This window comes from Micromonospora sp. DT4 (assembly GCF_049841675.1).
Taxonomy (GTDB): Bacteria; Actinomycetota; Actinomycetes; order Mycobacteriales; family Micromonosporaceae; genus Micromonospora.
This window is the reverse complement of record NZ_JBNCKT010000004.1, coordinates 1-16,001: the sequence shown is the minus strand read 5'-3', so window position 1 is coordinate 16,001 and position 16,001 is coordinate 1. Positions and strand designations below refer to the sequence as shown.

Below are 16,001 nucleotides of genomic sequence, written 5' to 3'. Positions count from 1 at the left end.
CCGCGGGCGGGGCGGTGGCCATCGCGCTCGTCGTCGGCGCGGCCGTCCACCGCCCTGCGGCTGGCCGGTCCTGCCAGCGCGGCCGGAGCGGCCAGCGCCGCCGGAGCGGCCGGATGAGCTTTCACAACCCGAAGATGCCCTGGTCTGAGCTGGAGCGTGTGCTCTCCGGCCGGCCCGGTGACACCCGGGCCGGTGACACCCGGGCCGGTGACACCCGGGCAGGTGGCAGTCGAGGCAGCAGAGGCGAGCGGCACCTGCACGTGGTGGACCCGCTCGCCGTGGACGCTGACGGTGGTGACTCCCCGGCCTGGAGTCGCCACCGCGAGCGGTACCAGCCGCCGGAGCTGGCCCGTCCCGACGGCGTGGTGCCCTACGCGGAGCTGCACGCGCACACCAACTTCAGCTTCCTCGACGGCGCCAGCCACCCCGAGGAACTGGCCGAGGAGGCGGCCCGGCTGGGGCTCACCGCGCTCGCTGTCACCGACCACGACGGCTTCTACGGGGTGGTCCGCTTCGCCGAGGCGGCCCGTACGTTGGGTCTGCCGACCATCTTCGGCGCGGAGCTGTCCCTCGGACTGCCCGGCCCGCAGAACGGCGAACCCGACCCGCACGGCGCGCACCTGCTGGTGCTGGCGCACGGCCACGAGGGGTACGCCCGGCTGGCCACCACCATCGCCCGTGCCCAACTGCGTGGCGGGGAGAAGGGCCGCCCGATCTACGGGGACCTGGAGGAGGTCGCCGCCGAGTTGCGTGACCACGTGTTGGTGCTGACCGGCTGCCGCAAGGGGCACGTGCCGGGTGCGCTGCTCACCGAGGGAGTGGACGCGGCGGCCCGCGAGTTGGACCGGCTGACCGCGCTCTTCGGTGCCGAGACGGTCGCGGTGGAGCTGACCGACCACGGTCATCCGGTCGACGTCGACCGCAACGACGCGCTCGCCGAGCTGGCCGCCGCGGCCGGGCTGCCGACCGTGGCCAGCAACAACGTGCACTACGCCAGCCCTGGCCGGCGTCGGCTGGCCACCACCGTCGCCGCCGTCCGGGCCCGGCGCAGTCTGGACGAGATCGACGGCTGGCTGCCCGCCGCGGCCACCGCCCACCTGCGCAGCGGCGCGGAGATGGCGGCCCGGTTCGCCGCGTACTCGGGCGCGGTGGCTCGGGCCTCCGAGTTCGGCGCCGAGTTGGCCTTCGACCTGCAACTGGTCGCGCCGCAGCTGCCGGCGTACCCGGTGCCGCCGGGGCACACCGAGATGAGCTGGCTGCGCAAGCTGACCGCCGACGGGGCGCGGGAGCGCTACGGGCCGCCGCAGGCCCACCCGACGGCGTACGCGCAGCTCGACCACGAGCTGAACATGATCGAGGAGCTGGGATTCCCCGGTTACTTCCTGGTGGTCTACGACATCGTCACGTTCTGCCGCGAGCAGGACATCTACTGCCAGGGCCGGGGATCGGCGGCCAACTCGGCGGTCTGCTACGCGCTGCGGATCACCAACGTGGACGCCGTCCGGCACCGGCTGCTCTTCGAGCGGTTCCTCGCCCCGGAGCGGGACGGCCCTCCGGACATCGACGTGGACATCGAGTCCGACCGGCGGGAGGAGGTGATCCAGCACGTCTACACCCGCTACGGCCGGGAACACGCCGCCCAGGTCGCCAACGTCATCTCCTACCGGCCCCGGTCGGCCGTGCGGGACGTGGCCAAGGCGTTCGGTTTCTCACCTGGTCAGCAGGACGCCTGGAGCAAGCAGATCGACAGGTGGGGCTCGGTCGCCACGGTCGACGTCGAGGGCATCCCGGAGCAGGTGGTGGAGTACGCCAACGAGCTGCAGTCGTTCCCCCGGCACCTGGGCATCCACTCCGGCGGCATGGTGATCTGCGACCGGCCGGTGATCGAGGTCTGCCCGGTGGAGTGGGGGCGGATGCCCGGGCGCAGCGTGCTCCAGTGGGACAAGGACGACTGCGCCGCCGTCGGCCTGGTGAAGTTCGACCTGCTCGGCCTCGGCATGCTGTCCGCGCTGCACTACGGCTACGACATGATCGGTTCCCGGCTCGACCTCGGCGACATGACGCTGGACGACCCTGAGGTCTACGACATGCTCTGCCGGGCCGACTCGGTCGGGGTGTTCCAGGTGGAGAGTCGCGCCCAGATGGCCACCCTGCCCCGGCTCAAGCCCCGCGAGTTCTACGACCTGGTGGTCGAGGTGGCGCTGATCCGCCCCGGCCCGATCCAGGGCGGTTCGGTGCATCCGTTCATCCGGCGTAAGAACGGCCAGGAGCCGGTGACCTTCGCGCACCCGTTGATGCGCAACGCGCTGGAGAAGACCCTGGGGGTGCCGCTGTTCCAGGAGCAGTTGATGCAGCTCGCCATCGACCTGGCCGGTTTCGACGCGGCCGAGGCCGACCAGCTGCGCCGGGCGATGGGCGCGAAACGGTCGGTCGAGCGGATGACCCGCATCGCCGACCGGCTCTACGCCGGGATGGCCGAGCGGGGCATCACCGGCGAACTGGCCGACGACGTCTACCGTAAACTCACCGCGTTCGCCAGCTACGGCTTTCCGGAGAGCCATGCGATGAGCTTCGCCTACCTGGTGTACGCCAGCTCGTGGCTCAAGCGCTACCACCCGGCGCCGTTCCTGGCGGCGCTGCTCAACGCCCAGCCGATGGGCTTCTACTCACCGCAGACCCTGGTCGACGACGCCCGCCGGCACGGGGTGGAGGTCCGCCGGCCGGACATCAACGCCAGCGGGGCTCTGGCGGTGCTGGAGTCCACCCCGGACACCCGGTGGGGCAGCGAGCCGGGAGAGCCGCCGCACGCCTGGGGGCTGGGCGGCCCGGCCGTCCGGCTGGGGCTGTCCAGCGTACGTACCCTCGGGTCTGGGGTGGCCGAGCGGATCGAGGCCGAGCGGGCGGCCGGCGGGGCGTACCGCGACATGCCGGATCTGGCCCGGCGGGTCGGCCTCACGGCCGCTCAGCTGGAGGCGCTGGCCACCGCGGACGCCTTCGCCTGTTTCGGGGTGACCCGGCGGGAGGCGCTGTGGGCCGCCGGCGCGGCGGCCCAGGACCGACCGGGCCGGCTGCCCGGCACGGTGACCGGCGCGGCGGCGCCCACGCTGCCCGGCATGGAGGCGGTGGACCGGCTGGTCGCCGACGTGTGGGCCACCGGGTTGTCGCCGGAGAGCCATCCGGCCCGGTTCATCCGGGGACAGCTCGACGTGCTCGGCGCGGTGCCGATCGCCCGACTCGGTCGGGTGGAACCGGGCCAGCGGATCCGGGTCGGCGGCATCGTCACCCACCGGCAGCGTCCGGCGACCGCCGGCGGGGTGACCTTCCTCAACCTGGAGGACGAGACCGGAATGCTGAATGTCACCTGCTCACCGGGGCTGTGGCAGCGTTACCGGCGGGTGGCCCGGACGAGCGCCGCGCTGGTGGTCCGGGGGCGACTGCAACGGCACGAGGGGGTGACCAACCTGGTCGCCGACCGGCTGGACGCGATCGAGCCGCCGGTCAGACCCGCGTCCCGTGACTTCCGCTGATCCAGTGATCCACATTATGGTTTCCGGCGCCGCGGAGCGGGAGACTCGTCCAGAGCGGGCAGAGCCGCCCGTGATCCATGAGGGGGACTGACAAGTGATGGGAAACCACGCGTACACCGGCGGCGGAATCGCCAACGCCCGACGGACCCGGCTGGGCGCCGGCTGGATGCCGTCGCACCTCAGCGACCCCCGCGAGTACGAGGTGACGAACGGTCCGGTGGCCAACGAGCGTCGATCCCGGGCCGAGGACGCGGTCGAGGGCGCCGACTCCTGACCACTAGGCTCGACCGGGTGGAGCAGACCCGAGGCCGGTTCGCCGCGCCGCCGCTGACCCCCCGTACCGTCGTGATCTGGTCGGTGCTGCGCGCCGAGCTGGACCGGCGTGGCGACGCCGAGCTGACCGTGCTGGACATCGGCGGCGGCACCGGCGGTTTCGCCGTCCCACTGGCCCGGGCCGGGCACCGCGTCACCGTCGTCGACGCGAGCCCCGACGCGCTCGCCGCGCTCACCCGCCGGGCCGCCGAGGCTGGCGTCGCCGACCGGGTCGTCGCCGTGCAGGGCGACGGCGACGCTCTCACGGGACTGGTCGAGCCGGCCGGCGTCGATCTGGTCCTCTGCCACGCCGTCCTGGAGGTCGTCGACGACCCGACGCCGGTGGTCGCCGCGCTGGCCACCGCGCTGCGCCCGGGTGGCGCGGCCAGCGTGCTGGTGGCCGGCCGGGCCGCCGCCGTGCTGGGCCGCGCCATGAACGGGCACCTGGACGTCGCGGCCACGCTGGCCGCTGATCCGGCCGGCAGCGCCGGGCCGCGCGACACCCTGCGCCGCCGCTACGACGCCTCCACGGCCGTCGCGCTGCTCACCGCCGCCGGGCTGGAGGTCGAGGACATCCACGGTGTACGCGTGCTGGCCGACCTGCTGCCCGCCGCGGTCTCCGACGGACAGCCCGCGGCCCTGGTCGAGCTGGAGCTGGCGCTGGCCGCCCAACCCCCCTACCGGGACCTGGCCGCCCAACTGCACCTGTTCGCCCGCCGACCGGCATGACCGGGCCGGTCCCGCCCGCCGACGGGGTTACGCCGGGCGGCGGCGGTCGGGCGGGCGACGTCGCCCCGCCGCTGGCGATCCTCGGGCCGGACCAGGCCGGCGGACGGCTCGCCGACGTGCTGCCCAGCGCGCTCGCCGTGCTCGGTGTGCCCGACTCGCCCGACCCGCTCGGGCTGGCACCCGCCCTGGCCGGGGTACGCCGGATCGCCGTCCTGCTCGTCGACGGGCTCGGCTGGTACCAGGTGCCGACCGCCGCGCCGTACGCGCCGACCCTCGCCGGGCTGGCCGCGACGGTGGGCCGGCCGCTCATCGCCGGTTTCCCGTCCACCACACCGACGAGCCTCGTGACGCTGGGCACCGGCGTCACGCCCGGCGCGCACGGGGTGCTCGGCTTCACCGTGCGGGTTCCCGGAACCGACCGGGTGCTCACCCACACCGACTGGGCCGCCGACCCCTCGCCGCTGCGCTGGCAGCCGGTGCCCACCCAGCTCCAACGGGCCCGCGCCGCCGGCGTGACGACGACAGTGGTGAGCCGGCCGGAGTTCGGCGGCAGCGGGTTGACCCTGGCCGCCAACCGGGGCGGTGACTTCCGGGGCGCCGCCGGGGCCGACGAGGTGGCCGCCACCATGCTGGCCGCGCTGTCCGCCGGCGACGGGCCGACCCTGGTCTCCGGTTACCACGCCGACCTCGACCGGCACGGGCACCTCAGCGGGGTCGACTCGGGTCCGTGGCGAAGCGCCGCCGCCGAGGTGGACATGCTGCTCGCCCGGCTGGTCGACGGGCTGCCGTCGGACGCGGCGCTGCTGGTGACCGCCGACCACGGGCAACTCGACATCCCCGTCGCGGGCCGCTTCGACCTGGACACCGATCCACGGCTGCGCGACGGTGTCCGGGTGGTGGCCGGCGAGGCCCGGGTGCGCTACCTGCACGCCCGGCCGGGCGCGGTCGACGACGTGGTGGCGGCCTGGTCGGCGGTGCTCGGGGACGCCGCCCGGGTGCGTACCCGAGCGGAGATGGTGGCCACCGGCTGGTTCGGGCCGGTGCCCGAGGAGCACCTGGGCCGGATCGGCGACGTGGTGGTGACCTGCAACGACACGTACGCCGTGATGGCCAGCCGCACCGAGCGACCGATGGCGTCGAAGCTGGTGGCGTACCACGGCGCGGACACCGCCGCCGAGCTGACCGTGCCGCTGCTGGTCGTGCGGGGCTGACCGGTGCGCGGTCCGGCCGGTCGGCCGGTGGTGCTGTCGTACCCCCGGGTTAACCTGCTGGGATGGGTCGCAGCCAGTCGTTGCCCCGGGGCGACGATCCGCGCTTCGGGCCGGACGGCGACGACTCCGCCAGCGGAATCCTGCACGTCGACATGGACGCCTTCTTCGCCTCGGTGGAGGTGCGCGCCCGACCCGAGCTGCGCGGCCGCGCGGTCGTGGTGGGTGGCGTGGGCCCGCGCGGCGTGGTCAGCTCGGCCAGCTACGAGGCTCGTCGCTACGGCGTGCGCAGCGCCATGCCGACCTCCCGGGCCCGGGCGCTCTGCCCGCACGCCGTCTACCTGCCGCCGAACTTCGCCGCGTACTCGGCCGCGTCCCGGGCGGTCATGCAGATCTTCCGGGACGTCACCCCGCTGGTCGAGCCGCTCTCCCTCGACGAGGCCTTCCTCGACGTCACGGGCGCCCGCAAACTGTTCGGCTCGCCGGCCACCATCGCCCGGCTGATCCGTCAGCGGGTCGCCGACGAGCAGCGGCTGACGTGTTCGGTCGGGGTGGCGCCGAGCAAGTTCGTGGCCAAGCTCGGCTCCACCCTGGCCAAACCCGACGGCCTGCTGGTCGTGCCCGCCGGGCAGGTCCTCGACTTCCTGCACCCGCTTGGAGTCGACGCGCTGTGGGGGGTGGGGGAGCGGGCCGCGGAGACGCTGCGCCGGCTCGGTCTGGCTACCGTCGGGGACCTCGCCGAGGCCCCGGTGGGCATGCTGCGCCGGGCGGTGGGGGCGGCGTCCGCGGCGCACCTGCACGAGCTGGCGTCCGGGCGGGACCCGCGCCGGGTCAGCCCCGAACACGTCGACAAGTCGATCGGCGCCGAGGTGACCTTCGACGCCGACGTGGCGGACCCGGTGGAGATCCGCCGCGCCCTGCTCGCGCTCAGCGCGAAGGTCGGCGTCCGACTGCGCGGCGCGGGCCAGGCCGGGCGCACCGTCACCCTGAAGGTACGGCTGGCCGACTTCCGCACCGTCAACCGCTCCCGCACCCTCGGCGTACCTACCGACACGGCCCGCGAGATGTTCGACACGGTCTGGGCTCTCTACACCGCCCTGGACCCGGGTGAGCGGATCCGCCTCGTCGGTGTCCGGGTGGAGGGCCTCACCCCGTCGCAGGGCGCGCCCCGGCAGCTCACCCTCGGCGCGCCCGAGCGCGGATGGCGGGAGGCGGAAGCTGCCGCGGACGCCGCTGCTGCCCGATTCGGGTGGTCCGTCATAGGTCCGGCCAGTCTGTTAGGCGACCGTGACGCTCATCGAAAGGAAAATCCACCCCACCCGTAGGTCGTCCCGCTTTCCGACGCGCGACCCCCCTCGTAGACTTGCGGGTAAGCAGCCGGTTGGCTGCCACGGTCTGTCGGCCCGAGTGGGCCTGACCAACGTGACCGGGGAGGAGTGCCGTGCCGCTCTCGGAGCACGAGCAGCGGCTGTTCGAGCAGATCGAGCGGTCGCTTGCCGAGGACCCCAAATTCGCCTCGGCCGTGCGCGCCAGCGATCCGCGCTTCCACGCGCGGCGTCGCCTGCTCGTCGCTGCCGGCGTGATCATCGCTGGCTTGGCTCTACTGGTCTATGGCGCGGTGATCAAGACTCCACCGTTGGCGGTGGCGGGCTTCGTCGTCATGCTGGCGTCGGCCGCGTTCGCGGTGCAGTCGCACCGGCGGGCGCAGTCACCCGACCTGCACGTGGTGGGTGGCACGACGAGTCGTCGTCGTCCCCGCGGTGGCCGTCCCGGTCGCCGCCGGTCGCTTCTGGACCGGATGGAAGACCGATGGCGGCAGCGCCCAGAGGGGCACCGCTGAGCCCGTCCCGCCGCTGAGGCGGGCCGTACACCGCGACGAGCGGGTCGCCGGGGAGCCCCGGCGACCACTGACGTATCCGCGCGTCCGACCAACCCCGTGCCCCCGCGGGCGTCGGTCAGCGTGCTGCTCGGTCGGCCAGCATCCGACGCGGGTTCCAGCGCAGCAGCCGGTAGCGGACCCGTCCGGTCAGCGCCACCAGGCGGCCGAAGGCGTCCGCGAGGGCGATCCGCCAGCGCAGCAGCACCGATGGCGGCAACGCGGTGGCGAGCAGCCGGGTCCGCCGATCCGCCCGGGAGGACAGCGCGCCATGGACCGCGCGCAGCGCCGGAGGCAGCGGTTCACCGGTCAGCGGGTCCCGCGCGTACCGGGCCCGCTCCTCGGCACGGCCGAGCAGTCGGGCCGCTCCGACCGCCTCGGCGTCGTCGGCGAGAGCGTCCCGGACCAGCCGGTCCGCGGTCGCCCGGGGCGTCTCGGTCGAGTCGACCCGTACCTTGAAGTCGACAAGCGTGTCGAGCAGCTCCGCCCATGCGGCATGGGCGTCCGCGCGACCGGCGTCCGCCTCGACCACCATCAGGCGTACGTCGTCGGCCGGCGGCCCGTCGTCCGGGACGGCGGTGGCCGTCGTGGTGACCGCCCGGCCGGCCCGCCGCCGACGCAGCGTCAGACGACGAAGCGCCGGCAGCGCCAGCAGTGCCACCAGCGCGAGTGCGCCCGCTACCCACCACGGCCACACCGGTGCCCGCTCGGCCGGCGTCGAACCTCCCAGGGAGAGCCCGGAGTCGGTGTCCCGGTCGGCGTTGTCCGGACCGGCCGGCCCGGCCGACGAGCCCGCACCGGTCGGGCTGTCCGTGGCGCCGGTCTCCGGGGCGGACGGCTCGGGCGCGTCCGTGTCCGGAGCCCAGGCGGACCGGGTGGAGCCGGGAACCCCGTACGCCGGGGTGGCGTCGAACGGCACCCAGCCGACACCGTCGAAGAAGGCCTCGGTCCAGGCGTGCAGGTTGAGGTTGGTCAGCGTGTACGTGTCGCCGTCACGCTGGCTGCCGTTGGTGAAGCCGAACGCGACCCGCGCGGGGATGCCGGCCGACCGGACCAGCCAGGCCATCGCGGCGGCGTACTGCTGGCAGTAGCCGACCTTGTTGGTCAGGAAGTTGACGATGTCCTGGCCGCTGCTGCCGCTCTCGGTGCTGAGGCGGTACTTGAATCCGTTGTCCGCCGAGAAGTGCTGGTAGATGGCCAGCACCCGGTCGTAGTCGGTCCGCTTGCCCTGGGTCAGCCCCTGGACCAGCTCCTCCACCTCGGGCACCGGCCCGGGGGTGGCGGTCTGCTGCCGGCGGACCGGGTGGTCGGCCGGCAGCGGCTTCGCGGCCCGCAGGGTCGCCGGGGTGTACGTCGAACGGATGTAGTCGAACGTGTACTTACGCCCCCGCGAACTCTCCCGGTTGGAGAAGATGATCTGCTGGTTGGGGTCGTAGAGCCAGTTGCCGTTCAGGTCCTGGGTGCGCACCGGTTCGGCGTACACCGGCATCAGGGACATGCTCAGGCTCTTGGTCACCTCGACGGTCGCCCGGTACTCGGTCTGCTGCACCCCCGGGCCGACCCGCTCGTTCGGGTTGGGTAGATCGCGGTTGGCCGCTCGGCCGCTCGCCGGGCGAGCCTGGAAACCACTCGGGCGCAGCTCGTCGGCGACCGCGTAACGCAGGTAGAACGGGCTCGGCTCGGACGTGGTCACCTTGACCAGGTCGGCCACCTCGGACTGGTTGAGCTGACCGGCGAGCGACGCGAACAGGTCGATCCGGCCGGACGAGCCGCCCACCCCTCGGCCGGTGCCGCTGCCGTTACCCGTGCCCTCCGTGAGCCTGTTGAGCAGCCCACCGCTCAGGCCCGGCACCGCCAGCGGCAGCACCACGGCCAGCACCACGCTGACTACGGCGAGCCGACGGCCCGCGGAGGCCAACGGCGAGGCCTCCCACACGTCCACGTCACGACCGTCGCCGGTGAACCGCCGCCCGAACCGGCGCACCCGGTCGACGTTGTCGGTCACCAGCAGCCACAGGTAACCGGCGGCGCCCACCACGAACGGCGCCGGGGGGACGCTGTCCACGTAGACGGCGACGGGCACCGAGTAGATCGCGAGCATCGGCAGCCCGGCCAGCGCGGGCCGCCGTAGCCCCACCGCCAGCACGTCCACCAGCACGGCCACCCCGCCGACGCCGAGCACGGTGATGAACAGCAGCGGGTCGGTGTCCGGAACTTCGACGCCGTACGAGCGCATGTCCTGCGCCGAGCCGGCGAGCAGGTCGGCGAAGTGCCCGAACGTGCTCGGCGTGGGCAGGACGGCCAGCAATTCGCTGCCGCTGGGGAACAGCCAGGTCAGCGCGAGCAGCTGGGCGGCCAGCATGCCGAGCACCTGGCCCCAGAGCGGCGCGCGGACGAGCCGGGTCAGCGCGGCGACACCGGCCACCACGGCGACCGCGATCGCGCACTGGATCAGCCACGTCCAGGTCTGGAAGATGGCCGACAGCGGCGCGGCGGCGAGCAGCGTCGCGGCGGCCGCCACCACGCCGGTGTTCCGGCTGGCGATCATGAAGGGAACCTTCCGTTCATCGCACGCGGCCAGCGACCGTCTCGGCCAGCGCGGCCCGTAGGGCGAAGCCCTGGGAGCCGCGGCCCGCCTGCGGCCACAGCGCCGGCAGTCGGCTGCCGTGGTCGGCACCGACCACCCGCCAGCCACTGCGCACCATGGCGAGCACGGCGGCGCCGTGCGCGTGCTCCGCCTCGGCGCGGGCCTTCTCGGGGAGGCTCAGCCAGGTGGAGCTGTCCAACAGGAAACCGACACACGTCGCGCCGTTGCCGCGCAGACCGGCCAGCAGCTCGGCCTCGGCGACGCTCAGCGTGCCGAACAGCCCGATGATCAACCCACCGTCGGCGCGCTGCCGGACCCGCTGCACCAACTCGGTCACCTCGGCCCGCTGGTCCAACCGCACCTCGGCCAGGTGGTCGAGCACCGCGCCGTCGCCGCCGCCCTCCGAGGCATCCACGTCGACCCCCGAGCCGGTGACCAGGCGCAGCTTGTAGCCGGCCTGCCGCAGGTGCACAGCGATGCTCGCGGCGGCCGAGACCGCCCATTCGAAACTCGCCGTCGGCCCGTCACCCCGGTGGCCGTACGCGCGGGTGTCCAGCACGACCGTGGCCCGGCTCTCCCAGGGCTGCTCTTCCCGGCGCACCATCAGCTCGCCGGTGCGCGCCGTGGACTTCCAGTGCACCCGGCGCAGGTCGTCGCCGCGGCGGTACTCCCGGGTCGCCGCGTCGTCCTCGCCGTGCACCGCCACCGAACGCGCCCGGCTGTCGCCGCTGCCCGCGTACTCCCCGGGGAGCCGGACCGACGGCAGCGGGGTGACCTGCGGGATGACCGTGAGGTGATCGGTGCTGGGAAAGGCGCGGGTGAGCTCGCAGAGACCGAACGGGTCGGTCATCCGGACCACCAGCGGACCCACGTCGTAGCGACCGCGCACGTCCGCGCGCACCGTGTACGCCACGGAGCTGGCCTGGTGGGCGCCGAGCCGTTCCAGCACGACGCGGGGCCGGCTGCCCAGCGCGTAGGGCAGCCGGTCCTCCAGCAGCAGGGTGCCGGTGGGCAGCCGGGAGAGGTTCTGTAGGCGCAGCACCACCCGCGAGTTGGCCCCGACCGGAACCCGGTGCGGGTCCAGCGACCGGTTGCAGGCCAGCTTGTAGCGGCTGCGGCCCACGTAGGCGGCGGCCAGGAACGGCAGGATGGCCAGCAACAGGGCCACCCGGAGCAGGTCCTTCTCGCCGAGGATGACGGCCGAGACCGCCGCAGCGACCGCGGCCGCCAGGAACGAGCGCCCGCGGGTCGTCAGCCCGCGCAGCCCGGCACGCACGTCACGGCCTCCGCGGCTCGTAGGGCGGGCGACCGTTGCCGGTGGCGGGCCGGGTGTCGTACGGGTTGCGCTGGCGATCGTGCGGCAGGGGCAGTCGGTGCACCAACTCGGAGACGATCGCGTCGGTGGTACGCCGGGCGAGCTGCGCGTCGGCCGTCGGGATGATCCGGTGCGCCAGCACCGGCACCGCCAGGGCCTGCAGGTCGTCCGGGAGGACGTAGTCGCGACCCTCCAGCGCGGCGACCGCCCGGGCCGTGCGCAGCAGTTGCAGCGTCGCCCGGGGGGACGCGCCGAGGCGCAGGTCGGGGGCCTCACGGGTGGCGGTGACCAGGTCGACCGCGTACTGCTTGACCGCGTCGGCGACGTGCACCTGCCGGACGGTGGCGATGAGCTGCCGGACGATGTCGGCGTCGGAGACCGGGCGCAGCTCGTTCAACGGGTCGGTGGCGCCGTGCCCGTCGAGCATCGCCAGCTCCGCGCCGGCGTCCGGGTAACCCATTGCGATCCGGGCGGTGAAACGGTCCCGCTGCGCCTCGGGCAGCGGGTACGTCCCCTCCATCTCGATCGGGTTCTGGGTGGCGATGACCATGAACGGGGTCTGGAGCTGGTAGGTCACGCCGTCGACGGTGACCTGCCGTTCCTCCATGCACTCCAGCAACGCCGACTGGGTCTTCGGCGAGGCCCGGTTGATCTCGTCGCCGACGACCAGGTTGGCGAAGACGGCGCCCGGGCGGAACTCGAAGTCGTGGGTCTCCTGGTTGTAGACGCTGACGCCGGTGACATCGCTGGGCAGGAGGTCCGGGGTGAACTGGATCCGCCGGACCGTACAGTCGATGGACCGCGCGAGGGCCTTGGCCAGCTTGGTCTTGCCGACGCCGGGAACGTCCTCGATGAGGAGGTGGCCCTCGGCGAGCAGGACGGCCAGGGCCAGCCGCACGGTGGCGGTCTTACCCTCGATGACCTGCTCGATGTTGGCCACGATGGCCTCGCTGGCGGCGCGGAACTCGTCGTGCGGCAACAGGCCGCCCACCTCGTCCCAGGTCTGTTGTGTCACGGGCCTCCTCCTCGTCGCCGTCACGGCAGCTCTGTAGAGAGCACCTGGACCCGCCGTTGGGTTCGCGACGTCGAGCCTCGTTTGCCGCAGGGATCTCACTGGCCTCTCAGGCTAACCATGTTTGTCGTTATCGCCGACCCCCGCAGGTAGTCCGCCGGTTACGCCCCGATATTCGCCAGCTCGGGGGAACGGGGCCGACCCTGGCCGGCGGCCGACAGGCGCAACCGCGCGCGCGGTACACTGCGGGGCATGGCCGGAGTCTTCCTGCTTCTTACCGGGCCGTGCTGATGCGCTGAACGCGCGACAGCACGGCGGCCCCTCGTGCGCGAGGGGCTTTTTTGTGCCCGCCGCCGGTCCGGCCCGGCGGTGCCGAGACGAAGCGAAGCGAAGCGAGGAGAGACGATGAGCGAGGCAGCCGCACCGGCGGGCGACATCCCCCCGTTCCGATACACCGCGGCCATGGCCGACGAGATCGAGACCCGTTGGCAGGACACCTGGGCGCGCGAGGGCACCTTCCACGCGCCGAACCCGACCGGCCCGCTGGCCGATCCGGGTCACCCCCGGGCCGGCGCGGAGAAGCTGTACGTGCTGGACATGTTCCCGTACCCGTCGGGCGCCGGCCTGCACGTCGGCCACCCGCTGGGCTACATCGGCACCGACTGCTACGCCCGTTACCAGCGGATGGCCGGGCACAACGTGCTGCACGCGATGGGGTTCGACGCGTTCGGGCTGCCCGCCGAGCAGTACGCCGTGCAGACCGGCACTCACCCCCGGACCACCACTGTCGCGAACATCGAGCGGTACAAGTCGCAGCTGCGCCGCCTGGGGCTGGCGCACGACGAGCGGCGCTCGGTGGCCACCATCGACACCGACTTCTACCGCTGGACGCAGTGGATCTTCCTGCAGATCTTCAACTCCTGGTACGACCGCGAGGCCGGCCGGGCCCGGCCGATCGCCGAGCTGATCGCCGAGTTCGAGGGCGGCAACCGGGCCACCCCGGATGGCCGCCCCTGGGCCGAGCTGAGCGTCGCCGAGCGCCGCCAGGTCGTCGACGACCACCGGCTGGCGTACGTCTCGGAGGCGCCGGTGAACTGGTGCCCGGGGCTGGGCACCGTGCTGGCCAACGAGGAGGTCACCGCCGACGGGCGCTCCGACCGGGGCAACTTCCCGGTCTTCAAGCGCAGCCTGAAGCAGTGGAAGATGCGGATCACCGCGTACGGTGACCGGTTGCTGGACGACCTGGACAGCCTGGACTGGCCTGAGCCGATCAAGCTGATGCAGCGCAACTGGATCGGCCGGTCGACCGGGGCGCACATCGACTTCGCCACGGCAGGGGAGCCGATCCGGGTGTTCACCACCCGTCCGGACACGGTCTTCGGGGCCACCTACATGGTGCTGGCGCCGGAGCACGAGCTGGTCGACGCGCTGGCGCCGGCAGCCTGGCCGGACGGCACGATCAATGCCTGGACCGGCGGGCACGCCAGCCCCGCCGAGGCCGTCGAGGCGTACCGCAAGGCCGCCGCCGCGAAGACCGACGTCGAGCGGCAGTCCGACTCCAAGGAGAAGACCGGCGTCTTCATCGGCGCGTACGCCACCAACCCCGCCACCGGCGGGCAGGTCCCGATCTTCATCGCGGACTACGTGCTGGCCGGCTACGGCACCGGCGCGATCATGGCGGTGCCGGCGCAGGACGAGCGGGACTGGGCGTTCGCCGAGGTCTTCGAGCTGCCCATCGTGCGCACCGTGCAGCCGGTGGAGGGCTTCGACGGCAAGGCGTACACCGGGGACGGCCCGGCCATCAACAGCGCCGCGCCCGAGCGCGGCCTGGACCTGAACGGCCTGGGGGTCGCCGACGCCAAGGCGGCGATCATCGCGTGGCTGGAGGCGAACGGCCACGGCGCCGGCGCGGTGACCTACCGGCTGCGCGACTGGCTGTTCTCCCGGCAGCGCTACTGGGGTGAGCCGTTCCCGATCGTCTACGACGAGACCGGCGCCGCCATCGCCCTGCCCGAGGAGATGCTGCCGGTCGAACTGCCGGAGGTGGACGACTTCTCCCCGAAGACGTTCGACCCGAACGACGCGAACTCCAACCCGGAGACGCCGCTGTCGCGGCGGCGCGACTGGGTCGAGGTCGAGCTGGACCTGGGTGACGGGCCGAAGCGCTACACCCGGGAGACCAACGTGATGCCGCAGTGGGCCGGCTCCTGCTGGTACGAGCTGCGCTACCTGGACCCGACCAACAGCGAGCGGTTCGTCGACGCGGAGAACGAGCGGTACTGGATGGGCCCGCGCGCCGACGGTGACTGCGGGGGCACCGACCTGTACGTCGGTGGCGCCGAGCACGCCGTGCTGCACCTGCTGTACGCGCGGTTCTGGCACAAGGTGCTGTTCGACCTGGGGCATGTGTCGTCGTTCGAGCCGTTCCGCAAGCTGTTCAACCAGGGCATGATCCAGGCGTACGCGTACACCGACTCGCGCGGCAGCTACGTGCAGGCCGAGGACGTCGCCGAGCGCGACGGCGCGTACTACCTGGGCGACCTGACGGTCAACCGCGAGTACGGCAAGATGGGCAAGTCGCTGAAGAACGTGGTGACCCCCGACGACATGTGCGCGGCGTACGGCGCGGACACCTTCCGGGTGTACGAGATGTCGATGGGCCCGCTGGAGGTGTCCCGCCCCTGGGAGACCCGGGCGGTGGTCGGCTCGTACCGGTTCCTGCAGCGGGTGTGGCGGGCGATCGTCGACGAGCAGACGGGCGAGCTGCGGGTCACCGACGACCCGGCCGACGAGGCGACCCGCCGGCTGCTGCACACGGTGATCGACGGTGTCCGTGGCGACATGGACGGCATCCGGCTCAACACCGCGATCGCCAAGCTGATCCAGCTGACCAACGGGTTGACCGGGCTGTCGGCGACGCCCCGCGAGGTGGCCGAGCCGCTGGTGTTGATGGTGGCGCCGTTCGCCCCGCACGTGGCCGAGGAGCTGTGGCGCAAGCTGGGTCACGACACCTCGCTGACGTACGCGGACTTCCCGACCGCCGATGAGGCGCTGCTGGTGGCCGACACGGTGACCTACCCGGTGCAGGTCAACGGCAAGGTCCGGGGCCGCATCGAGGTACCCGCCGACGCGGCCGACGAGACTGTCCGCGCGGCGGCCCTGGAGGCGGTGGCCGCGACGCTGGCCGGCAAGGAGCCGCGCAAGGTCATCGTGGTGAAGGGCCGGATGGTCTCGGTCGTCGCCTGACCCTTGCGGGGCGGAACGTGGGTGCGCTGACGGTGCTGATGACTCAGGGGCATATATATGCCCCTGAGTCATCGCGCTTCGCGTAGTGTCCGCCCGACCGGCGACACGCTCCGCTCATTGGTGCACCCTTGTCTCACTCGGGCCGATCGGGGTTCGAGTGCACCGGTGACTGTCGGGCCATCGCCCAGC

10 protein-coding genes are annotated in these 16,001 nt (G+C 73.0%); 7 read left to right on the top strand and 3 right to left on the bottom strand.

Annotation, left to right across the window (positions count from 1 at the left end):
* Nucleotides 1-113: 113 nt before the first annotated feature.
* The 6 genes from ACLQ24_RS02635 (at nucleotide 114) to ACLQ24_RS02610 (ending at nucleotide 7,616) form a co-directional block, all read left to right on the top strand.
* Nucleotides 114-3,527: an error-prone DNA polymerase gene (locus ACLQ24_RS02635; RefSeq protein WP_425888799.1), complete on the top strand. Its 3,414-nt coding sequence runs from the start codon at nucleotides 114-116 to the stop codon at nucleotides 3,525-3,527.
* Between the two features lie 94 nt (nucleotides 3,528-3,621).
* Complete coding sequence (locus ACLQ24_RS02630; protein ID WP_425888798.1) at nucleotides 3,622-3,801, top strand: hypothetical protein; 180 nt, start codon at nucleotides 3,622-3,624, stop codon at nucleotides 3,799-3,801.
* Complete coding sequence (locus tag ACLQ24_RS02625) at nucleotides 3,798-4,568, top strand: methyltransferase domain-containing protein (RefSeq protein ID WP_425888887.1); 771 nt, start codon at nucleotides 3,798-3,800, stop codon at nucleotides 4,566-4,568. Before ACLQ24_RS02630 ends, ACLQ24_RS02625 begins: the two co-directional genes overlap by 4 nt.
* Nucleotides 4,565-5,779: an alkaline phosphatase family protein gene (locus tag ACLQ24_RS02620; RefSeq protein ID WP_425888797.1), complete on the top strand. Its 1,215-nt coding sequence runs from the start codon at nucleotides 4,565-4,567 to the stop codon at nucleotides 5,777-5,779. The genes ACLQ24_RS02625 and ACLQ24_RS02620 overlap by 4 nt, the downstream gene beginning before the upstream one ends.
* Before the next feature lie 62 nt (nucleotides 5,780-5,841).
* Entirely contained in the window at nucleotides 5,842-7,101 is a 1,260-nt protein-coding gene (locus ACLQ24_RS02615; RefSeq protein WP_425888796.1) for a DNA polymerase IV, read from the top strand.
* Between the two features lie 116 nt (nucleotides 7,102-7,217).
* A complete protein-coding gene (locus tag ACLQ24_RS02610) occupies nucleotides 7,218-7,616 on the top strand; it encodes a DUF3040 domain-containing protein (protein ID WP_425888795.1) in 399 nt (132 codons plus the stop codon).
* A gap of 115 nt (nucleotides 7,617-7,731) precedes the next feature.
* Here ACLQ24_RS02610 and ACLQ24_RS02605 read toward each other — a convergent pair whose 3' ends face one another.
* The 3 genes from ACLQ24_RS02605 to ACLQ24_RS02595 are packed head-to-tail and all read right to left on the bottom strand — an operon-like array spanning nucleotide 7,732 to nucleotide 12,569.
* Entirely contained in the window at nucleotides 7,732-10,200 is a 2,469-nt protein-coding gene (locus tag ACLQ24_RS02605; protein ID WP_425888794.1) for a transglutaminase TgpA family protein, read from the bottom strand.
* A gap of 16 nt (nucleotides 10,201-10,216) precedes the next feature.
* Nucleotides 10,217-11,515, bottom strand: a complete 1,299-nt coding sequence (locus ACLQ24_RS02600; protein WP_425888793.1) for a DUF58 domain-containing protein — start codon at nucleotides 11,513-11,515, stop codon at nucleotides 10,217-10,219.
* A gap of 1 nt (nucleotide 11,516) precedes the next feature.
* Nucleotides 11,517-12,569: an AAA family ATPase gene (locus ACLQ24_RS02595; protein WP_393217122.1), complete on the bottom strand. Its 1,053-nt coding sequence runs from the start codon at nucleotides 12,567-12,569 to the stop codon at nucleotides 11,517-11,519.
* Between the two features lie 402 nt (nucleotides 12,570-12,971).
* Between ACLQ24_RS02595 and leuS the strand changes: the two genes are divergently transcribed.
* The gene (gene leuS, locus ACLQ24_RS02590) at nucleotides 12,972-15,812 is read left to right on the top strand and encodes a leucine--tRNA ligase (RefSeq protein WP_425888792.1); all 2,841 of its coding nucleotides are present in this window, start codon (nucleotides 12,972-12,974) and stop codon (nucleotides 15,810-15,812) included.
* The last annotated feature ends 189 nt before the right edge of the window (nucleotides 15,813-16,001 follow it).